Source organism: Devosia sp. (assembly GCF_014860165.1).
Classification (GTDB): Bacteria; Pseudomonadota; Alphaproteobacteria; order Rhizobiales; family Devosiaceae; genus Devosia.
Genome location: NZ_JACZKG010000023.1, coordinates 1 through 20,712, shown reverse-complemented (window position 1 = coordinate 20,712; position 20,712 = coordinate 1). Strand labels below are relative to the sequence as shown.

Genomic DNA, 20,712 nt, shown 5'->3' with positions numbered 1-20,712 from the left:
AGCGTGAGCTGCGTCAGGTCGTTCGAGCCGATCGAGAAGAAAGCCGCCTCTCCCAGGAGTTCGGGCGCAATGGCAACTGCCGGCACCTCGACCATGATGCCAAGGCGCGGCATGGCGTGGGGGATGCCTCGTGCCAACAGGCCCTGCGCCTCCTCGCGAAATATCCCTGAGGCACTGGCATATTCGGAGGCCTGGCTCACCATCGGAAACATCACGCTGACATTGCCTTCGCGGGCCACCCGCAGCAGGGCGCGGACCTGTACGCGGAAGATATCCGGCTTGGCCAGGGCCAGCCGCAATCCCCTCAGACCGAGGAAGGGGTTGCTCTCCTCCACCGTGAAACCGGGCACGGGTTTGTCGCCTCCGGCATCGACGGTGCGAATGACCACCGGTTTTCCGGACGCCCAGCGCACCACTTTGCGATAGGCCGCAAGCTGCGTTTCTTCGTCCGGCAGGCCCCGCGAATAGAGAAATTCCGAACGCAACAGACCAACGCCATCGCAGGTCGCGACATCGATTGCCTCAAGGTCAGCGGGCTCGGCCACGTTCAGGTGGACCGCAATATGGGTGCCGTCGCTTGTCATCGCTTCAAGATGGGCCCTGGCCGCTGCCTGGTCACGCCGCCCGACCGCAGCATTCTGGTCAATCGCGAATTGCGCGCGACTGCTGGGGTCGGGATGCAGCAGAATGCTGCCCGCCTCGGCGTCGACCAGGGCCATAGCCGCGCCGTCGGCCGGCAGGTCCGAAATACCAACAAGCATGGGGACGCCACGAGCCCGAGCCAGCATGGCAACGTGGCTGGCCGCACTGCCCTGGCGCAGCGCGATGGCGCCGCCCTGGCTCCAGTCCGCGGCAATGAATTGACTCGGCGTAATGTCGTCACCCGTGAGGATTGCACCAGCAGGCGGCCGGGCAGCAGTGGCCCCTGAAAGCACCTGCAGCACGCGGTCCTTCATGTCACGCAAGTCAGCGGAGCGGGCCCGGAAATACTCGTCCTCAGCCGCGATATAGCCGGCGATCTGCTCGTCGAGCGCCGCGGCCCAGGCCGTGTCGGCGGCGGAACCGGCAGCGATTGCGGCGAAGGCAGCCTGGCTCAGTGCGTCGTCCTCCAGCATTGCCATCTGAAACTCGAGCATGTCGGCGGCAGCGCCGCTGCTTGACGCAATCAGGGCGGCAATATCGGCCACAGCGCGGGCAAGGGCTGCTTCGAGCGCTGCGGTTTCCTCGGCGGCACCACGGCTCCGACGTTTGGTCGGAACGGATGCGGCAAGCGCAACCAGAGGGCCGTGCGCGAAGCCCGGCGAGGCAATGGTCCCGGTGAGTTTAAGGGGCAACGGCATGGACACCGCCTTCATCAAAATCCCGCTCCACCAGAGCGATGAGCGCCGCCACCGCGTCTCGAGCATCCTGGCCCTCTGCCCGGACCAGCATTACCGCACCCTTCGGCGCCTTGGTGGCCATCACCTTCACGATGGACTTCGCGTCGACCCAGTCCCCGCCATCGCCGATCGCCAGTTCTACCCGGGCCCGGAAGGCCTTGGCCAGCTTGGTCAACTTGACGGATGGCCGGGCATGCAGGCCCACGTCGTGGTTGATCACCACGCGTGCTTCGACACGATCGGAAGGCTGGGCACTCATGCTGGGGAGAGCTCCTGTGCCGTCGCCTGAACTTCGGCCAGGCTCGCGCCGCCCGAAGCCTCCGTAGCCGCCATTACTGCACCCTCCACAACTGGCGCATTGCAGATGACAATGCGGCCGGCCTTGTCCCCGCCCAGCATCTCGATGGCCATCTCCGAATTGGATTCCGCCCCTCCCAGATCGACAAGAATGGCAACGCCCGCCTCGGACCAGGCACGTTCGATTGCCATCATGATTTCCTCGACGCTGGTGCCCAGACCGCCGCCAGGGTCACCGCCGCACCAGGCCAGCGGCACATCGTTGCCCACCATCTGGCGCACCATGTCGGCAGCCCCTTGCGCCACCAGTGGCGAGTGCGAAACGATGACGATGCCAACATTACTCATTGCAACTTTCCTGCGATTGCTTCGATGATCAGCGCGCTCGAGCGGGCGCCAGGATCGACATGCCCGATGGAACGGTCGCCCAGGAAGGATGCGCGTCCCCGCACAGCCTTTCGGTCCCTGGTGGCGGTGACTTCCTGGTTGGCGAGCGCAACGATCTCTGCCTTGGATTTGCCGGTGTCGAGGGCTGCAGCAATGGGATAGAGCACGTCCAGCAGGGTCTTTTGCCCGAACTCGGACTTGCCGCGCGCCGCAACGGCGTCAACAGCCTTGTGAAAGGCAGCGGCAAAGTCATCCGGGTTGATGGCAAGCTCCTTGCCCAAGGCAAGGAACATGGTGCCGTAAAGTGGGCCGGAGGCGCCTCCGACGGTCATCACCAGCTTGGTGCCGATTGCCCTAAGTGCCTCTGGCAGGGGCTTTGCGGAGATCGCCTCGAGATCGCCCAACACCGCCTCAACGCCCCGCTTCATGTTGTAGCCGTGGTCGCCGTCGCCAATTGCCGAGTCGAGCTCGCTCAACTCGTCTGCATGAGCCGATATGGTCCCGGCCGCCGCTGTCACCAAGACGGACAATTGTTCTTGGCCAATCATGCCACCCTCCCGGCCAGTCGGTTTCCTTCGGCATCGAAGCAGAGCGGGTTCCGGTAGCGAATCGTTACCTTGTCGCCGGGCGACAGCGCAGTATCGGGAGGGGACAGGGTGATCAGCTTGCGGTCCTGTAGCGAGATGTGCAGGTGGTTCTGGTCGCCCAAAAGTTCGATCCGGTCAACCACGCCATCGGTGTTGCCGTTATTGGCTTTTTCAATGCGCAGGTGCTCGGTGCGCGCGCCGACGGTACGCGTACCAGCTGGCAGGTCGGCATCGGGCAGCAGCCCCTGGGGCAGCAGGTTGATCGTTGGCTGGCCCAGGCGAGAGGCGACGTGCAGGTTGGCCGGCTGGGTGTAGACTTGGCGGGGCGTACCTATCTGGACCAGTTCGCCATCCTTGAGGATGCCGATACGGTCAGCCATGGTCATGGCCTCGATCTGGTCGTGGGTCACGTAGAGCAGGGTTGCCCCCAGTTCTTGCTGGATGCGCTTGAGTTCGAGCCTGAGGTCGCCACGCAGCTTGGCATCAAGCGAGGAAAGCGGTTCGTCCATCAGGTAGATCGCTGGTTGGCGCACCAGCGCGCGGCCGATGGCGACACGCTGCATCTCGCCGCCTGACAGTTGTGTGGCGCGGTTCTGCAGCTTGTGGTCGATACGCACAAGCTTCGCGGTTTCCCAGACCCGGCGATCAATCTCGGCCTTGCCGATGCGGCGAGCCGGCAACCTCAAAGGAAAGGCGAGGTTCTCGTACACCGACAGGTGGGGATAGAGCGAATACTGCTGGAATACGAACGCCACGTCGCGAGTCGAAGGAGGCTGCATGGTGACGTCTTCACCCGCAATGGTGATGGTGCCTTGGTCTGGACGCTCCAGACCGGCGATGAGCCGGAGCGTCGTGGTCTTGCCGGCGCCGGTTGGCCCGAGAAGGATCACGAACTCTCCGTCGGCGATGGTCAGGTCGAGCCTCTTGATCGCGTGGTTGTCCTTGAATCGCTTGGTAACGCTGCGGAGCGTGACTTCAGACATAGGCAACCTCATCAAACAGTGCGGTTTGGACCGCCAGACCGGAAGACTCATCGAACAGGGAAAGGTGCTGGCTGGCGAAGGACAGCCCGACATTTTCGCCTGCGGTGACGGTCTGTTCGGCACCGATACGCGCCTTGACCACACCATCGGCCGTCGCGACGACGACGATCTGGGTCGTCCCCAGATACTCAGCGCCCAACACCGAGCCGCGCAGGCCGGACCCGTCGTCGAGCCTGACATGCTCGGGTCGAACCCCCAAGACCAGGTCGCCAGGGGCGCGCGCTTCGCGGATGGCCGGAACTGCAATCTTGGTGTCGCGAATGCTAACTTCCGCGTCGCCTACGGCCAGTCCAGCGTGGAATGGCAGGAAGTTCATTGGCGGCGAACCCATGAAATTGGCCACATACATCGTGCGCGGCCGGTCATAGATTTCTCGCGGCGTGCCGAACTGCTCGATCAGGCCGTGATTCATCACCGCGATCTTGTCAGCCATCGACATTGCTTCGAGCTGGTCGTGGGTAACGTAGACCGTCGTGGCTCCGATCCGCGTGTGCAGCTCGCGCAGTTCGTGCACCATGAGGTCGCGAAACTCGGCATCAAGCGTGCCAAGCGGCTCGTCCATCAGGAAGCACAGCGGGCGGCGCACGATGGCCCTTCCGAGCGCCACACGCTGTCGGTCGCCGCCGGCCAGGCCTGATACCGGCTTGTCCAGGATGTGATCGATCCGCAGCAGCTTGGCCACTTCCTCAACGCGCCGGCGGATGTCGCCCTTGGCCATCCCCTGGGACAGCAGCGGAAAGCCGATATTTTTGCGCACATTCATGTGCGGATAGAGCGCAAACAGCTGGAAGACGAAGGCGATGTCGCGTTCGCGGGCGCGCTTCATGCTCACATCCTCCCCACCGAGCAGGATGCGCCCGGAAGTGGGCAGTTCCAGTCCGGCGATCATGCGCAGCGTTGTTGTCTTGCCGCAGCCCGAGGGTCCGAGCATGACGAAGAACTCGCCATCCGCCACGGTGAAGTTTGAATTCTGCACGGCGGTGAAACCGGAGAACTCCTTGCGCAAGTTTTCGACCCTGATCTCAGCCATGTCTCACTCCGGAAATTTCGAGACGATGATGAACATGAGCGTCCCAACCAGCAGGGTGATGAAGCTCATCGAGTAAAGCTGCAGCACGAAAGGCTGGAAGAGCATGAAGAAGCCCAGTCCGATCAGGATGACGGCAAGCGCCTCCATGGGACCTCGGCGCAGTATTTTGGGCCAACCGGTCATTTCCGTACCGCTCCGAAGGTGATGCCGCGCAGGAGCTGCTTGCGCAGCAGGATGGTGAAGACGAGGATCGGCACGAGAAAGATGGTCGTTCCTGCCGCCACGGCCGGCCAGTCCTGGCCCCCTTCGCCGATGATCTGCGGAATGAAGGGCGGTGCAGTCTGTGCCTGGCCCGAGGTCAGCAGGGCCGCGAAGGCATACTCGTTCCAGGCAAAGATCAGGCAGAAGATGGCGGTGGCGGCAATGCCGGTGGTGGCCTGTGGCAGCACGACCTTCCAGAAGGCCTGGAGCCTGGTGTAGCCGTCGATCATGGCGGCTTCCTCATATTCGCGCGGGATCTCGTCAATGAACCCCTTGAGCAGCCAGACAGCGAGCGACACGTTGACCGCGGTATAGAGCAGGATCATGCCCAGGGCAGAGTCCGACAGGCCCAGTTCGCGATACATCAGGTAAATCGGGATCGCGACGGCGATGGGCGGCATCATTCGGGTCGACAGAATGAAGAACAGCAGGTCGTCGGCCAGCGGCACCTTGAAGCGCGAGAAGCCATAGGCCGCCAGGGTGCCCAGGAACACCGCGCAAAAGGTCGAGCCAAAGGCAATGACCAGCGAGTTGACGAAGCGCGGAACGAAGTTGGACGGGCCGGCGATGACCATGTTGCGCTTGCGGGCAACTTCGTCGCAGAAATTGGCGGCCGGTGGCAGGCTCTCGATATATTCCGGCGTCTGCCGCGTCCGCGTGGTGAAGAGGTTGCAGTAGCCCTCGACGGATGGCTGAAACATTATCTTGGGCGGATAGGCAATCGAATCCGGCGGCGTCTTGACACTGGTGGCAAAGATCCAGAGCAGCGGCACGATCGAGATCAGTGCGTAGAGGATCACGATGGTGCCGGCGATGCGCTTGGACGTCTGGCTGGGAACGACGACGGAATGGGCGGTTGTCAGGCTCATCTCTGCTTCACCCGGTTAAGTGCTTTGACGTAGATGTTGGCGAGGCCAAACACAGCGACGAAAAGAATGATGGCGAAGGCCGAGCTGTAGCCGGTGCGCCACTTCTCGAAGGCCTCGCGCTTGAGGGTGATCGAAGCGACTTCGGTGGTTGAACCCGGTCCGCCACCCGTCAGCAGGTTGACCATGTCGAACATCTTGAAGTTCTCGATGCCACGAAACAGCACGGCGAGCATGATGAATGGCAAGGCCATGGGGAGCGTGATCGACCAGAACTGGCGCCAAGGGGAGGCACGGTCAACCTCTGCTGCTTCGTAGATGTAATCGGGGATCGAGCGCAGCCCTGCCAGGCAGATCAGCATCACATATGGCGTCCACATCCAGGTATCGACGATGATGATCGACCACGGCGCCAGCGTGACGTTGGACAGCATGGCAATCTCGGTCGGCGGGATGCCGGAGACGAACGAAACGGCATAGGCAAACAGCCCGATCTGCGGCTCGTAGAGAAAGCGCCAGAAATTGCCGACAACGGCAGGGCTGAGCATCATGGGCACCAGGATAATGGTGGTCCAGAAGGCATGTCCGCGGAACTTGCGATCGATGAAGTAGGCCAGTGAAAAGCCGATCAAGGTCTGCAGGGCGATCGTCCAGAACACGAAGTTCGCCGTCGTCTGCATGGAGATCCAGATGTCGGGGTCGGTGAGAATGCGTTCATAATTGCGTATGCCGACATTATCGACCGGTTCATTGGGCCGGTTGGCCCGGTAGTTGGTAAAGCTCAGCGCGATCGCCCAGAACAGCGGGAAGATGTTGAGCGCGAGCAGCAACAGCATGGTCGGGCCTATAAAGAGCCAGGCGACCATCCGGTCCGAAAGACCGGTGACCGGCTTGGCGAGCCTGGCAGGCGTTGCGCGGGCTGCCATCGCGGCGATCCTGTCTGGTGCAGATACTCTTGCGTCTGTCATGGTGAGCTTCCATCAAAATTTCCGCACTTCCCCATGGCCCTCGCCCGGATGCGCTGTCACGCATGTGCAGACGAGGGCCCAGGCGGGGGAGTGCCGCCATTTCAGGTCGAGAGCCAGTGCGCGCCGTGGCACGGAGAACCGGCGCTCGACCCTGTTGGATCAGAGTATGCCGTCGTCCTCGAAGACTTCGGTCCAGTCCTCGACCATGAGGTCAAGGGCTTCCTTGGCCGTACCCTGCCCCGCGACGACGTAGTCGTGGAAGCGCTTCTGACTGGCCTGGAGCAGCGAAGCGTAGCTCGGCTCGGCCCAGAAGTCCTTCACGATGGCCATCGAGTCGAGGAAGGTCTGCGCATAGGGCTGGGTTGCCGGGAAACCCGGATCCTGCACCACCGCATTGAGGCAGGAGAAGCCACCAAGCGACCACCACTTGGCCTGTACTTCAGGGTTGGCAAACCATTTGATGTATTCAAGCGCCGCATCCTGCTTGGCCGAATAGGAGACCACCGAGATGCCCTGCCCACCCAATTGGGCGAACTGATCGCCATTTGGGCCGGCGGGGTTGGCGAAGAAGCCGATCCTGTCGCCACCGACGGCTTCGTCCTTGTAGAGGCCGGGCCAGGTGAACGCGAAGTTCATATGCATCGCCACCTGACCGGATTTGAAGGCGTCGATGCCTTCGCCCATATAGCTGTTGGAGGCACCGGGTGGGGTGCAGCAGTCGTAGAGCGCCTTGTAGAATTCGAGACCGGCGACCGCGCTCTCCGAGTTCACGAAGCCGTCCATGGCATAGGGCTCGTCGGGATTGTCATACTCGAAGCCGTAGCTGTAGAGCACGTCCATCGCGCCCATGGTGATGCCTTCCGACCCGCGCTCGGTATAGATGGAGGCACCATAGACGGTGGTCCCGTCAATGTCGCGGTTCTGGAAGAATTCAGCGATCTGCTTGAGTTGCTCGAAGGTGCCGGGCGCGCCAAGGTCCCAGCCGTATTTCTCCTTGAACTCGGCCTGCAGTTCAGGCCGTTCGAACCAGTCCTTGCGATAGGTCCAGCCCACGACGTCACCCATTGCCGGCAGCGCCCAGTAGTTCGGCGTGCCTTTGGGCCATTCCGAATAGCCGGTCACCGTAGCGGGCACGAAGTCGTCCATGGTGATGCCCTGGGCGGCGAAGAAATCGTTGAGCTTGACGTAGTGACCGTTTTCGGCCGAGCCGCCGATCCATTGGCTGTCGCCGATGATCAGGTCGCAGAGCTGGCCCTTGGAATTGAGCTCGTTGAGAAAGCGGTCCGCATAGTTGGTCCACGGCACGAATTCGAACTTCATGTCGATGCCGGATGCGGCGGTGAAATCCTTGCTCAGTTCCACCAGGGCATTTGCCGGGTCCCAGGCTGCCCAGCACAGGGTCAGCTCCTCCGCCTGCGCCGCTGACGTTGTCAGGACGGGGACGGCCGTTCCGAAACACGAAACGGCAATGCCGGCCAAGGCAGTACTCAGAATCCTATTCATTATTTTCCTCCTTGTGGCGGCACCCTCCTCGGCCCGCCTCCCACCGGCCACCCTCCAGTGTCCGGATTTCGACCCGCTCTTGCGAGCATGTTTAGTTGGTGAACCTACATAACTCCATTTACTAAACATCGCAAGCCTGAATCTCTGACGACAGCTGTGACGCATACAAGGAGGATGCCGACTCGATTACCCGATTCTTCTGGGTTTTTCACCCTGCAGGACGCCAAGAAGAGTCGCTCGCAGGATGCTTTTCCGGCAATTTCAGATGTTTAGCTGAATTTGCATTCAGTTAACTTCCCGCGCGCATATTTTCAGCGAGGAGCGCTCAAAACGAAGCGTGGAGGGAACAATGCAACGCCGTTTCAACTGGGGCTCAGTCAATGTGAGCCTGAGGCTGATCATATCGGCTCTGGTCGTCACCGCTGTCCTGGGCGCGGTGGCGGCACTCGCCACCGGCATCTACTTCAGCGTCAGCGGCAACGTCGTTGCGCAGGGTCGCGCCCAGGCGCAAGCGGCCCTGCGCACGGCGGCGACAGTCTTTGTCGGTTCAGCCGACGGCTACGAGGTTCACTGGACGGCGGAAGGGGCACTCGATCGGATAACTGTCTGGGGTCTGCTGCCCTACCGCGACCACAGCCTGGTCGAAACGATTTCGCGCGTGACCGGCGCCGAGACCAGCATCTATACCGTGGATCGGGAAAGCGGCGGCCTGGTTGTCGGGACCACGACCTTGACCGATTCCGCTGCGCGGCCGGCTATCGGCGGCATGCTCGACCCGGCGGGGCCAGTCATGGCCGCTCTCACCCAGAACCGGCCATACAGCGCCGAAGAGACCATTCTGGGTGCCCGATACTTCACGGCCTATAAGCAAATTGTTCGCGACGAGGAGGTCGTTGGCGTCCTGCTCGTCGCCCTCCCCTTGGCCCAGGTTGAAAAGAGTCTGTCGGACGTCATCGACATCGTGCTCAAAGTCAGTGCAGCAGTCACCGTGCTGTTTGGCGGACTGGGCTATCTGGCCTCGCTCCTCATCACCCGCCCCATTCCCCGGCTGGTCAGAACCATGCGGCAGATTGCCGGCGGCAACTACCAGGAGCCGGTGCCCTACACCGCCAGAACCAACGAAATCGGCGAGATCGCAAAGGCCGTCGAGATCTTCAGGCATAACGGCATCACCATGGTCGCCATGACAACCGAGGAAGCGGCAAATGCCGAAAGAAGGCGAGTCGAACGCCACGACATGATGACCGCCCTCCAGCGGGAGATCGGTCAGGTCATCGGCGCCGCAATTCGTGGGGATTTCAGCAAGCAGGTCACGGCGGAATTCCCCGATCCCGAAATCAATGCCCTGGCGACCGGGATCAACAAACTGGTCGATAGTGTCAGCCTCGGCCTCACCGAGACTGGAGCGGTGCTGGCAGCGATGGCCGAGGCCGATCTGACGAAACGGGTTCACGGCAATTTTGAGGGCGCATTCGCGCGGCTGCGGGACGATACCAATACGGTCGTCAGCAAGCTCAGCGAAATCGTCGCAGACGTGCAGACCACCTCACGCGGTCTCAGGAAGGCGACCGAGGAAATCATGCAGGGCGCCAACGACCTGTCGGAACGCACGACGCGGCAGGCGGCCACTATCGAGGAGACCTCAGCGGCAGTCGAACAACTATCCGGCATCGTCGCCAGCAATGCCAGGCAGGCAGAGGAAGCAAGCGGCAATGCCGACGACGCGGTCGCTACCGCCGAACAGGGCGGCGAGGTCATGGCCATGGCCACCGCCGCCATGGGTCGCATCCTGACGTCTTCACACGAGATCACGGGCATTATCGGCGTCATTGACGATATCGCGTTCCAGACCAATCTGCTGGCGCTCAACGCTTCGGTGGAGGCTGCCCGTGCCGGCGAAGCCGGCAAGGGTTTTGCCGTCGTGGCCGTTGAGGTGCGCCGTCTGGCCCAGTCGGCTGCCGAGGCCTCCCGCGACGTCAAGCTGCTGGTTGAGCAGAGCGCGGGCGAAGTGCGGATTGGCAGCAAGCTCGTGTCCGAAGCCGCCGACAAGCTGACCGCAATGCTGGAAGCAACACGCGCCAATAGCCGGCTGATGGACAGCATTGCCCGCCGTTCCGCCGAGGAAGCTGCGGCCATCGAGGAAGTCAGCGGAGCGGTCCGGACCATGGATGAGATGACCCAGCACAACGCTGCTCTGGTCGAACAGACAAATGCAGCGATCACCCAAACCGAAGCCCAGGCCAGACGGCTGGATGGAATCATCGACATCTTCGCCGTCGACGCAGAAAGCCCCGAAAGGCAATTCGGTTCGGAAGCAGCAGGTTCTGGCACACGCAGCCACGGGACAGGCGCGAAGCCCAGGCCTGCAAGGGATTGGAGGGCGGCAGTCTAGCCGTCAGGAGACGTTCGCTCCATCAATGACGGCCGCTGTACGACAGAAGGTCTGCATTCGGTCTCGAGGGGCCAAAAGCGGCCGGTCCGCTCCCGGCTCCTTTTCAGACATTGTCGATTGGTGAAGACCCCTTCCCGGCGCCAGACGGAATTCGGTGTCAGTCTGGTCGCGCCACGCTTACTTTCTCCAACGGGACCCGACGAGGCACTCCCAGGGAAGCCAACCAGCTCCTGCTACCTACGTGCTACCTAGCCCTCGCGCGTGCGAATTTGTAACCCAGCATATGCAACAAAAAACCCCCGGTTTCCCGGGGGTCTGAAATGGTAGCGAAGCCCAGATTTGAACTGGGGACACACGGATTATGATTCCGCTGCTCTAACCAACTGAGCTACTCCGCCCCAAGGGGCCGCACAGGTTTCCCCGTGCTATGCGCACTAACTAAGTTTAGCGCGTTCCCCTGTCAAGACGCCAGCCTGCCTCTTTCTGTGTGGCTGCCGCCGCCGGCGCATCGCCGCCTGGCATGAGGTCGGCCCCCGTTTGGCCGGCTCGCGCGCCGTGCCCATCGTTCAAAAATCAGCACCAGTCTGTCGGTATTGTCGGCCTGCCCAAACCGCTCCGGCTCCTCTACATGTTGCTCAACACGACGCGCCACAACCCGCGCCGCTTCAGGAGACATCAAATGACGCTCGAACTCGGAGGCATCCATCACCTCACGGCGGTCACCGCCGAGGCAAAGAAGAACCTCGCATTCTACACCCAGACCCTGGGCATGCGGCTGATCAAGAAGACGGTCAACCAGGACGACACCACGGCCTATCACCTGTTCTATGGTGACGGCGTGGCCTCGCCCGGCGCAGACCTTACCTTCTTCGATTTCCCCGCCGTCCGCGAACAGCGCGGCAATCACACAGTCAGCCGCACCGGCCTGCGCGTCGACAGCGAGGACAGCCTCAACTGGTGGAAGACCCATCTGCAGAACAACAATGTCGGCACCTCGGCCATCAAGGAGCGCAACGGCCAGCTCTCGCTCGATTTCGAGGACTTCGAAGGCCAGCGCTTCCGCATGGTGATCGATGGCGCCAACAAGGTCGTGCCCTGGGCCAAGTCGCCCGTGCCAGCGGAGCGGCAGATCATCGGCCTGGGCCCCATCTCGATGGCCGTGCCGCGGCTCGACCGCACCGAGGCCGTGCTGACGCAGGTGATGAACATGCGCAAGGTTCGCAGCTATGCGATGACCAGCCACACGCCCGAAACCCATGTCTTCGAAATGGGCCCCGGCGGCCCCGGCGCAGAACTGCATGTCGTGGTCGACCCCAATGCGCCGCCGGCGCGTCCGGGCGCCGGGGGCGTACACCACGTCGCCTTCCGCACGCCCGACCAGGATGGCCTGCGCCAGTGGATCGAACGTGTGAGCAAAGCCGGCCTGCGCAATAGCGGCGAAGTCGAGCGCTTCTACTTCACCTCGCTCTATTTCCGCGAGCCCAACGGCATCCTGTTCGAAATCGCCACCGACGTCCCCGGCTTTGCCGCCGACGAGCCGATGGAAAATCTGGGCGAAAGCCTGGCCCTGCCGCCCTTCCTCGAAGGCCGTCGCGCCAGCATCGAAGCGGGTCTGAAGCCGCTGGTCTAGCTGAAGCCTACTGCAGGCACGCAGGTGGCCCACTCGCTGCTCGTCACCCTCGGGCTTGACCCGAGGGCCCTGCATTTGCCCAGCTCCATAGAGTGAAACACCCTCGGGTCAAGCCCGAGGGTGACGATCGCGTTTTGTTTGGCACCTACTGCTGCGGTGCGCATTCCCCTGTTGTGCCCATGATGCAGGCCGGCTCCGGCCGGCTGGTGTCCACATCGGTATCCGGCCGCAGCAGGCTCGCATCCTTGATCAACCGGATGAACTCGGCGCGATAGCCGCTTTCATCCTCGCCCTTGCCCGACCGGGCGAGGTCGGCGATTTCGTCCCAGCCCATGGCCGAGCCATAATTGCTGTCCTTGAGCTTCTGCCCGAAGGCCGCCACAGCCGCGGCAAACCGCATGTCGTCGCTGATCGCGCCGATATCGCCATAGACCAGGTCCGTCGTCACCGGCTGTTCGATAAGCTGGCTGACATCGCTCTCGGGCAGCTTGTAGCGCATCTTCAGGAAGGCCAGTTCGCCGCCCGCGGCCGGCGCTTCGGTCGTCTCGCCATAGCGCAGCGGGTCGATCAACTCGGCGCCCGAGCCCGCGGGGGTAATCTCGTAGATCGCCGTCACCGTATGGCCCGCGCCGATGTCGCCGGCATCGACCGCGTCATTGTTGAAATCCTCGCGGTTGAGCGCGCGGGTCTCGTAGCCGATCAGGCGGTATTCGCTGACCATGGCCGGGTTGAACTCGACCTGGATCTTGACGTCCTTGGCGATCATATCGAGCGTGCCGCCCATTTCCTCGACCAGCACCTTCTGGGCCTCGCGGAAATTGGAGATGTAGCTGGCATTGCCATTGCCGTTCTGCGCCAGCGCCTGCATCGTCGCGTCATCGAGATTGCCGCGCCCGAAGCCCATCACCGACAGCGTCGTGCCGCTGTCGCGCTTGGCCTTGATGAAGTCTTCGAGGTCTTCGGGATTGTCGATGCCGACATTGAAATCGCCGTCGGTGGCCAGGATCACGCGATTGGTGCCTCCGGTGACTTTGCCCTGTTCGGCCAGCCGATAGGCCAGCTCGATCCCCTCGGCGCCTGCCGTGCTGCCGCCAGCGGCCAGCTGGTCGAGCGCTCCCAAAATCCTGGCCTTCTCGGTCGCCACGGTGGGCTCCAGCACCACCCCGGCCGAGCCGGCATAGACCACGATGGAAACCGTATCATTGGCCGAGAGCTGATCGACCAGCAGCGCAAAGGCGCGCTTGAGCAGCGGCAGCTTGTCCGGCTCGTCCATCGAGCCCGACGTGTCGATCAGGAACACCAGGTTGCTCGGCTTGTCCTCGCCGGCATCGGGCACATAGCCCTTGATGCCGATATGGAGCAGCTGCGTTTTGGGGTTCCACGGCGTCGGATAGACCGCCATGCTCGGCTTGAACGGCACGGCGGCGCTGTCGGCAGCCGGATAGGCATAGGGGAAATAGTTGATCAGTTCCTCGATGCGCACCGCGTCGGGTTCGGGCACATAGCCGTCCTCCAGCTGGCGCCGCACATAGGAATAGCTGGCCGTGTCGACATCGATGGAGAAGGTCGAAACCGGCTCGTCCGCGACCGCCTTGAGCCGCTGCTCGTCAAAGCTGGTGAATTCATCGCCCGTTGGTTCGGTAGGCAAGGCCAAGATCGATGGCATTGGCGCCGGCGCCGCCACATAGGCTTCGCTCTCGGCCATCACTGCCCCAGCGGGTGCCATGCTCTGTACCTGCTGCGGAGCAACGACGCCGCCCACGACAGGCGCCTCCTGCCGGGCAACTTCGGCATCCATCAGGCCATCATCGAGATCGGGCGCCATTTCCTCCTTCGGCAGCGGTTCGGGAGCCGCGACAACCTGGTCGCGACCGGCCTCCGTTTCCGTGGTGGTCGTCGTCGCGGGGCCCGCTACCGTGTTGGCGACGGCATCAGCCGATTTGTCGGCCGGCTCTTCGGTCAGTGTAATGTCGACGGGCTGGTCGACCGGCGGCGGCTCGACGATGACCTCTTGCGTCACCGGCACATCGGCCGGGGTCATCGAGGTGGTCGAATAGAGCTGGTAGCCGAGCGGCAGGACCAGCAGGGCAATGGCGGCAGTGCCGATGGGGAGACGCATGTCCATGATCGATTTCCCTTTCCAGGAAGTGATGATGGACGTGAGACGCTGGCCCCAGGCGGTTCCTTGGGTGGTGGGTGAAGATTTTTTCTGCGCCGCTTCGAACGCCGCCATGCCCGCGGCCAGCGCGCGCTTTTTCGCTTCCGCGCGCGGGTCCGGCGCCCTGGCGCCTTTCAGCTGTTCGAATGGCTCTTGCATGTCGTCATTGCTCATAGCAGCCCCCTTAGGGTCTTGCGTGCCTCATGCACATGAAAGGAGACCGTGGCCTCCTTGATGCCCATGATCTCGGCCGCCGCCGCGTGGCTCAGTTCCTCCGCATAGACCAGCAGCACCGCGTCACGCTGCTTTTCCGGCAGCTTGCGCACCGCCGCCCACAGCTGGCGATTGGTTGCCGCCTCTTCCTGCTCCGCCGGCTGGTCATCCGGCGTCACCTCGGCATAGGCATCGGCATATTTACCGCGCCGTTTGCCGGCCCGCTGCATGTCGCGCACCGCGTTGAGCGTGATGCGATAGACCCAGCTCGAAAAGGCCGAGCGTCCGTCAAAGCCCGCTATGGCCTGGCCCAGCTTCACACAGACGTCCTGGGCAATGTCCTCGGCATCGGCCCGGTTGCCGCACCATTTCCACGCCGTGCGATGGATCAGGTCATAGTGATCCTCGACCAACTCGCCAAAGGCCTCGGCATCGCCATTCTGCGCGCGCACCACCAGCGCCCGCGTTACCGCTTGCGTGGGATTGATCGGTACTGCGGCAGTCAGTCCCATCACCGGAGCGTGCACCCGTGCCTACCTTTGGTGGCATTGTAGTGGTAAGACGCCGCAGCTTTCCCACTCCTTGGGTGGTTTGCGCAGATTTATTTGAAGGCAGGTCCGATGGCCGAAGAACCCAAGCTGAGCCCCTTCGCCCTGACCCAGGGGCGCATCGTCCTGCTCATTCTGGGCGCGCTGCTGCTGGTGATCGCGATTTCGACATCCCTAGGCGGCATCAACGCCTACCAGCAGTTGCGCGAAGCCAACGCAGCCGCGACAAGCGCGGCGCCGGTAGAGGCGGCTGAATAGAACGTCGGTTCCATCGTCATCACCCGGCTTGTCCGGGTGATCCATGCTGCCGCACATGCCTAGAGATGGATTGCCCGGCCAAGCCGGGCAATGACGGCGGAAGGGCCGGTGGCAGATCAGGCCGCAAACACCTGCGGCACCGCCTCGGCAATGAACCCGCCGCCCCAGACTTCCGACGTTGCCGTATCATCGGCATAGAATACGCAGGCCTGCCCCGGCGAAATCCCATACTCGCCCGAAACCAGCGTCACGAACACCTCGCCGTCCCGGCTCTGGATCACTGCCGGCTGCGGCCCGCGCGTCGAGCGCACCTTGACCTCGACCGGCGCGCCATTGCCGGCCGACAGCTCGGCCAGTGGCTTCGCCCCGAGCCAGTTCACATCGCGCAGCCGCACCGTATGCGTCTTGAGCGCCTCGCGCGGCCCGACGATGACGCGCCCCGTCTTGTGCTCGAGCTTGATCACATAGAGCGGTTCCGCCGCCGCCACGCCCAGCCCCTTGCGCTGGCCGATCGTGTAGTTGACGATCCCCTCATGCGTGCCCAGCACGCGGCCGTCGAGATGCACGATCTCGCCCGTCGCTACGGCCTCCGGGTGCATCTTGCGGATGATGTCGGCATATTTCCCCTGCGGCACGAAGCAGATGTCCTGGCTGTCATGCTTGTCGGCAATTTCGAGACCCATCTCCCGCGCCATCTCGCGCACCTCGGCCTTGCCCATGCCGCCCAGCGGGAAGCGCAGGAAATCAAGCTGGGCCTGCGTGGTCGCAAACAGGAAATAGGTCTGGTCGCGCTCCGCATCGACAGGGCGGAACAGCTGCCGCCGCCCATCCTCGCCCAGCCGCGACTGCACGTAATGCCCCGTCGCCAGCACATCGGCACCCAGGTCGCGCGCCACCTCCATCAGGTCGACAAACTTCACCGACTGGTTGCAGGCAATGCAGGGCACCGGCGTCTCGCCCTGCTGATAGGCATTGGCGAAAGGCGCGATCACCGACCGCTTGAAGCGCTCTTCATAGTCGAGCACGTAATGCGGAATGCCCAGGGTCGCAGCGACGCGGCGCGCATCATGGATATCCTGCCCGGCACAGCACGCCCCCTTGCGATGGGTGGCTTCGCCATGATCGTAGAGCTGGAGGGTAACGCCGACGACGTCATAGCCCTGGCGGGCGAGGAGGCCGGCGACAACAGAGGAATCCACGCCCCCCGACATCGCGACAACAACGCGCGTGTCTTCGGGACGCTTGGCAATATCAAGCGAGTTCAGCATTTTCCTGTATCCGGTTGGGTTCAAGGGCCAGCGGACGAATTTGAGTGCGGCTGAATACGCCTTTCGCGCCGATCCCGCAACCGTCCGGGCTGCCCTTCGAAGCCACCTCACCCCCCGATCGACGCGATGGCGATGGAGTTCACTCGGCAAGAACTGCCGCCCGTTGCAGTACTTCTTGCCGCAACCAGACCGCCGCGCATTGCCTCCGTCAGACCAAGTCATTGGGGCAAAATGATTTTCCCACTTGGCATCCGCCTTGCATTGTCCCTGTCGGATTAGTCTCATTTGTTCGCGGGGCCGCTTTCGTGGCATCACACCTGACCGTTACGACCACCACTGCAGGCGTCAGCACCAGCAAGAGCCTCAACGCCGCTGCCGAGCCCACCGAGGGCGCTGTCGATGTCTTCGCCGCCTTGCTCGGCACCGCGACGCCGCAGGCAAACCCGGAAACCGCCAAGACCTCGGCGTCCAGCATGGATATCAACCTCGGCAACCTGGTGAACATGTCCCTGGGCTTCGGCGAGGGCGAGGCCGGGGAGAACGAAGACCCCGAAGCCGTCGCCGCGGTAATCGATGCGGTCGTGCCGATCCAGGATACGACCGAGGCCGTGCCGGTTCTGGCCGATATCGTCAGCACGCTGGCCGACCTCAAGGCCAGGCTCGATGCCGGCGAACCGCTCGATCCCGAAGCCCTCCGCCAGCTCGAGGCCGCCCTGACCGAACTGGCCGCCGCGCTCGATATCGAGCTCGACGCCCTGCCCTCGCTTGATGACCTGACGGCGCTGCTCACCCAGGTCCAGCCCGACGATACAAGCTTTGCTGCCCGGCTGACCGCGGCCTTCGGCCCGGTTGCCGAGACCCTGTTCAGCGGCTCGGCCGCCGAAGATGCCGATGCCGATGCCGAACTCTCCGCCCTGATGAAGTCGGTCGGCGACAAGCTCGCCGCCCTGCTCACCGCCCTCAACAATGGCGAGCTCGACGCCGAACAGCTGGCCCGCCTCGAACTCGGCGCCGAGGCCGATGCCGATATCGAGGCCGCTTTGGCCAAGCTGGCCAAGTCCGTTCCCACCCTCGATACCAGCGCCGCCGCGCCTGCGCTGGCGACACCCGAACTCAAGCTCACCGAACCCACCCTGACCGGCAAGACCACCGTCCCCGCCGAGACTGCCGCGCCGGTCACAGAGACACCCGAGAAAACCACCGAGACGGCCGAAGCCGCCCCGCCGGTCCAGGCCTCGGCCGATGGCGACGACCGGGACCGCGAAGCCGGCGAGCAGGACCGCAAGCCCGCCGACCCTCGCTCGCCCGTCGCCACCGCCGCGATCGACAAGCAGCCCGAGCCGCAGAATACCGGCCTGCCCCAGCAGGCTTCCGCCCGCGCCGAGATGGTGGCGGCGCCGCGCGTCGTGCAGGCCGGCTATCAAACCAGCCAGCAGCAGCTCAACCTGCCCCAGCTCGCCTTCGAGCTGGTCCGCCAGGTCAATGAGGGCAATAGCCGCTTCCAGATACGCCTCGACCCGCCCGAACTGGGCCGCATCGACGTCCGGCTCGACATCGACAAGTCCGGTCAGGTCAATGCCCGGCTGATCGTGGAAAAGTCCGAAACGCTCGACCTGATGCAGCGCGACCAGCGTGCACTGGAACGCGCCTTGCAGCAGGCGGGCCTCGATGGCGCCAAGACCAATCTCGAATTCTCGCTAAAGCAGAACCCGTTCGGCGCCGGCCAGCAGGGCAATGACCGCGGCAATGGCCGCAATCCGATATTCGGCGACGAGGTCGCGGCCGATGCCGACGCGACCCCGCCGCCCACAGTCAATCTCTACCGCGGCAGCCTGACTGCCAGCGGCGTCAACATCATCGCGTAAGGAGTAGGTGCCGTGGCAGTCGATAGCGTTTCAGGCAGTTCCAACACCAGCAAGTTGGCGGGGTCGCGCGCGACCATCGCGGACAATTTCGACACCTTCCTCAACATCCTGACCACCCAGCTCAAGAACCAGAATCCGCTCGATCCGCTCGATACCAACCAGTTCACCCAGCAGCTGGTGCAGTTCACCGGCGTCGAGCAGCAGCTCAAGACCAACGAATTCCTCGAGACCCTGATGCTCTCGAGCCAGAACACCGCCAAGTCCGATGCCGTGTCCTATATCGGCAAGGAAGTCACCTCCTCGGGCAAGACGGGCGAACTGACCGACAGCAAGGCCGTGTTCTGGGCCTACAGCGCCGACGCTGCCGCCGCCAACGCCACCGTGACCATCAAGGACAAGAATGGTCAGGTGGTCTATACCGAAACCGGCCCGCTAAAGGCAGGTCCGGGCACCTTCCGCTGGGATGGCATGGGAAGCGACGGCAATCAGAAGCCCAATGGCGTCTATACCGTCGAGATCAAGGGCAAGGACAGCAACGGCAAGGATGTCAGGATCAGCACCGCCTCGATCGGCGTGGTCACCGCCGTGGACTTTACCGGCGACGTGCCCGTGCTGACCGTCGGCGGGCGCCAGGTCGCCATCACCGACGTGACCGACGTGCGCATTCCCGACGTCACGGCGCCGCAAGACGACGCATAAGCCACGCTGCCTGGCTGGTTTGAGCGCTCCCGCCCCGCGGGAGCGTTCGTCTTTGTGCCCCTCAGATCAATGCCTTGAAATCCAAGACCATTCTTAACCTGTTGTAAGTTTTCCCTTAGTCGAAATTTAAGGCCGTTGGCCTACTCTCTTCCTCATATGGTCAGGTTGAGTAGAGAGTAAAATGACCGTACAGATGCGTCCTCGCGTTAAGTACGTTATCGGTCCGGACGGAAGTCCGCTCACGATTGCAGACCTTCCCCCCGCCAATACGCGGAGGTGGGTCATCCGCCGCAAAGCCGAAGTCGTCGCAGCTGTGCGCGGCGGGCTGCTCAGCCTCGAAGAGGCCTGCGACCGCTATACATTGAGCGTCGATGAATTCCTCAACTGGCAGGCCGCCATCGACAAGCATGGCCTTGCCGGTCTGCGCACCACCTGGATCCAGCACTACCGGGAGGGGTGAGTGGCGACGGGCAACGCCCGTCAAATCGCTCCGGTGGAGCGATTTGAGCCACGAACGCCTTGAGCCTTGCAAGAGGCCGGCCTGCATTCCAGCACAATTCCAAAGCCCGCCGGGAACCCTCGGCGGGCTTTGTTTCGTCTTGGGCATGGATGGCGGAGGTGGGGTGGATTGCGGACTGGCGGCTTCTGGACTTGAAGGGGTGGTTAGCGGACATTCCCCAAGGGGATCGCCAGCCAGTCGATGGTAGTTCGATCATACCGGATGCACAGAAGTTAACAGGACTCAGCGCGTCGATGGCAGAGAAGACGATAATTCATACGTTTCCCAACGGCGCTCGAATTGTACTCGAGTCGACCGAGGGTGCCGCTGCTTACCTGTTTCAGAACCTGTACTGCATTCACGTCGATGGCTCGAAGATTTGGGAGGCGCAATTACCGGGTTTTCCCGATGCCTTTTCGGCCGCACGGATGGACCAAAATGTGCTCTACGCCAACACCATGAGCGGCTACCTTTTGCACCTGAACCCCAATACGGGCCAAGAGACCAATCGCTAGTTTACAAAGTAGGATCGACTTGACCTCATCAATTCTACCGGCCGGACTGGGGTCGGTGGCAGACCGGCCCCTTTCCGACGAACCGGGCGGTTCGGATGCGACAAGATCATTCTGGATGCCAATGCAGGCTCACTCCGCGGGCCACGAGAAATCCCTGCATCCCAAAACTCGGTCTGAATTCAAATTCCAGATCACCGTGTGCGAAGGCGTTGACGTTGCCCCCAACTTCTATCCAGCCTGAAGGAGACTCGGGCGGTTGGTTTGGCCGATTTGGCCGGGGTGAGCGACGGGGGCTGGCGCGGAGCTGGTCATTGAGCGGAGCGGCAGATCATCCCGTCGCGGGTTG

At 62.9% G+C, this 20,712-nt stretch carries 20 protein-coding genes and 1 tRNA gene; 7 read left to right on the top strand and 14 right to left on the bottom strand.

What is annotated here, in order from left to right; genetic code table 11:
- The 10 genes from IH615_RS05745 to IH615_RS05700 form a co-directional block, all read right to left on the bottom strand.
- On the bottom strand, window positions 1–1,340 hold a 1,340-nt coding region (locus IH615_RS05745; RefSeq protein WP_291360559.1), incomplete at its 3' end, for a putative PEP-binding protein.
- Window positions 1,324–1,638: an HPr family phosphocarrier protein gene (locus IH615_RS05740; protein ID WP_291360557.1), complete on the bottom strand. Its 315-nt coding sequence runs from the start codon at window positions 1,636–1,638 to the stop codon at window positions 1,324–1,326. The genes IH615_RS05745 and IH615_RS05740, both read right to left, overlap by 17 nt.
- The gene (dhaM, locus tag IH615_RS05735) at window positions 1,635–2,024 is read right to left on the bottom strand and encodes a dihydroxyacetone kinase phosphoryl donor subunit DhaM (protein ID WP_291360555.1); all 390 of its coding nucleotides are present in this window, start codon (window positions 2,022–2,024) and stop codon (window positions 1,635–1,637) included. Before dhaM ends, IH615_RS05740 begins: the two co-directional genes overlap by 4 nt.
- Window positions 2,021–2,611: a dihydroxyacetone kinase subunit DhaL gene (gene dhaL / locus IH615_RS05730; RefSeq protein ID WP_291360554.1), complete on the bottom strand. Its 591-nt coding sequence runs from the start codon at window positions 2,609–2,611 to the stop codon at window positions 2,021–2,023. The genes dhaM and dhaL overlap by 4 nt, the downstream gene beginning before the upstream one ends.
- Window positions 2,608–3,633 carry an ABC transporter ATP-binding protein gene (locus IH615_RS05725; protein WP_291360552.1) on the bottom strand — a complete coding sequence of 342 codons (1,026 nt, stop codon included), beginning with the start codon at window positions 3,631–3,633 and terminating at the stop codon, window positions 2,608–2,610. The genes dhaL and IH615_RS05725 overlap by 4 nt, the downstream gene beginning before the upstream one ends.
- Window positions 3,626–4,723: an ABC transporter ATP-binding protein gene (locus IH615_RS05720; RefSeq protein WP_291360550.1), complete on the bottom strand. Its 1,098-nt coding sequence runs from the start codon at window positions 4,721–4,723 to the stop codon at window positions 3,626–3,628. Before IH615_RS05720 ends, IH615_RS05725 begins: the two co-directional genes overlap by 8 nt.
- A 3-nt stretch (window positions 4,724–4,726) precedes the next feature.
- Window positions 4,727–4,906, bottom strand: a complete 180-nt coding sequence (locus IH615_RS05715) for a hypothetical protein (RefSeq protein WP_291360548.1) — start codon at window positions 4,904–4,906, stop codon at window positions 4,727–4,729.
- Window positions 4,903–5,853: a carbohydrate ABC transporter permease gene (locus tag IH615_RS05710; protein WP_291360547.1), complete on the bottom strand. Its 951-nt coding sequence runs from the start codon at window positions 5,851–5,853 to the stop codon at window positions 4,903–4,905. The genes IH615_RS05715 and IH615_RS05710 overlap by 4 nt, the downstream gene beginning before the upstream one ends.
- Window positions 5,850–6,818, bottom strand: coding sequence for a sugar ABC transporter permease (locus IH615_RS05705; protein ID WP_291360546.1), 969 nt, complete (start codon window positions 6,816–6,818; stop codon window positions 5,850–5,852). Before IH615_RS05705 ends, IH615_RS05710 begins: the two co-directional genes overlap by 4 nt.
- Window positions 6,819–6,977: 159 nt before the next feature.
- Complete coding sequence (locus IH615_RS05700; protein WP_291360544.1) at window positions 6,978–8,321, bottom strand: ABC transporter substrate-binding protein; 1,344 nt, start codon at window positions 8,319–8,321, stop codon at window positions 6,978–6,980.
- Window positions 8,322–8,670: 349 nt separating this feature from the next.
- On the opposite strand from IH615_RS05700, the gene IH615_RS05695 reads away from it, so the two are divergent.
- Window positions 8,671–10,713 (top strand): methyl-accepting chemotaxis protein, encoded by a 2,043-nt coding sequence (locus IH615_RS05695; protein WP_291360543.1) that lies wholly within the window; start codon window positions 8,671–8,673, stop codon window positions 10,711–10,713.
- Between the two features lie 321 nt (window positions 10,714–11,034).
- Here the strand turns inward: IH615_RS05695 and IH615_RS05690 are convergent.
- Window positions 11,035–11,111, bottom strand: a tRNA-Met gene (locus IH615_RS05690).
- Window positions 11,112–11,392: 281 nt separating this feature from the next.
- On the opposite strand from IH615_RS05690, the gene IH615_RS05685 reads away from it, so the two are divergent.
- A complete protein-coding gene (locus IH615_RS05685) occupies window positions 11,393–12,343 on the top strand; it encodes a ring-cleaving dioxygenase (RefSeq protein WP_291360541.1) in 951 nt (316 codons plus the stop codon).
- A 145-nt stretch (window positions 12,344–12,488) separates the two neighbouring features.
- Here IH615_RS05685 and IH615_RS05680 read toward each other — a convergent pair whose 3' ends face one another.
- Both IH615_RS05680 and IH615_RS05675 read right to left on the bottom strand, forming a co-directional pair.
- Window positions 12,489–14,675, bottom strand: a complete 2,187-nt coding sequence (locus IH615_RS05680) for a von Willebrand factor type A domain-containing protein (RefSeq protein WP_291360539.1) — start codon at window positions 14,673–14,675, stop codon at window positions 12,489–12,491.
- Complete coding sequence (locus IH615_RS05675) at window positions 14,672–15,226, bottom strand: RNA polymerase sigma factor (protein ID WP_291360537.1); 555 nt, start codon at window positions 15,224–15,226, stop codon at window positions 14,672–14,674. The genes IH615_RS05680 and IH615_RS05675 overlap by 4 nt, the downstream gene beginning before the upstream one ends.
- Before the next feature lie 108 nt (window positions 15,227–15,334).
- On the opposite strand from IH615_RS05675, the gene IH615_RS05670 reads away from it, so the two are divergent.
- Window positions 15,335–15,520: a hypothetical protein gene (locus tag IH615_RS05670; protein ID WP_291360536.1), complete on the top strand. Its 186-nt coding sequence runs from the start codon at window positions 15,335–15,337 to the stop codon at window positions 15,518–15,520.
- Between the two features lie 116 nt (window positions 15,521–15,636).
- Here IH615_RS05670 and mnmA read toward each other — a convergent pair whose 3' ends face one another.
- Window positions 15,637–16,788: a tRNA 2-thiouridine(34) synthase MnmA gene (mnmA, locus tag IH615_RS05665; RefSeq protein WP_291360535.1), complete on the bottom strand. Its 1,152-nt coding sequence runs from the start codon at window positions 16,786–16,788 to the stop codon at window positions 15,637–15,639.
- A gap of 305 nt (window positions 16,789–17,093) precedes the next feature.
- On the opposite strand from mnmA, the gene IH615_RS05660 reads away from it, so the two are divergent.
- From IH615_RS05660 to IH615_RS05645, 4 genes are all read left to right on the top strand, one after another.
- Window positions 17,094–18,653, top strand: coding sequence for a flagellar hook-length control protein FliK (locus tag IH615_RS05660; RefSeq protein ID WP_291360533.1), 1,560 nt, complete (start codon window positions 17,094–17,096; stop codon window positions 18,651–18,653).
- 12 nt (window positions 18,654–18,665) lie between these two features.
- Window positions 18,666–19,352: a flagellar hook assembly protein FlgD gene (locus IH615_RS05655; RefSeq protein WP_291360532.1), complete on the top strand. Its 687-nt coding sequence runs from the start codon at window positions 18,666–18,668 to the stop codon at window positions 19,350–19,352.
- A 181-nt stretch (window positions 19,353–19,533) separates the two neighbouring features.
- Window positions 19,534–19,812, top strand: a complete 279-nt coding sequence (locus IH615_RS05650) for a DUF1153 domain-containing protein (RefSeq protein ID WP_035102845.1) — start codon at window positions 19,534–19,536, stop codon at window positions 19,810–19,812.
- A gap of 59 nt (window positions 19,813–19,871) precedes the next feature.
- The gene (locus IH615_RS05645; protein ID WP_291360522.1) at window positions 19,872–20,366 is read left to right on the top strand and encodes a hypothetical protein; all 495 of its coding nucleotides are present in this window, start codon (window positions 19,872–19,874) and stop codon (window positions 20,364–20,366) included.
- Window positions 20,367–20,712 lie beyond the last annotated feature (346 nt).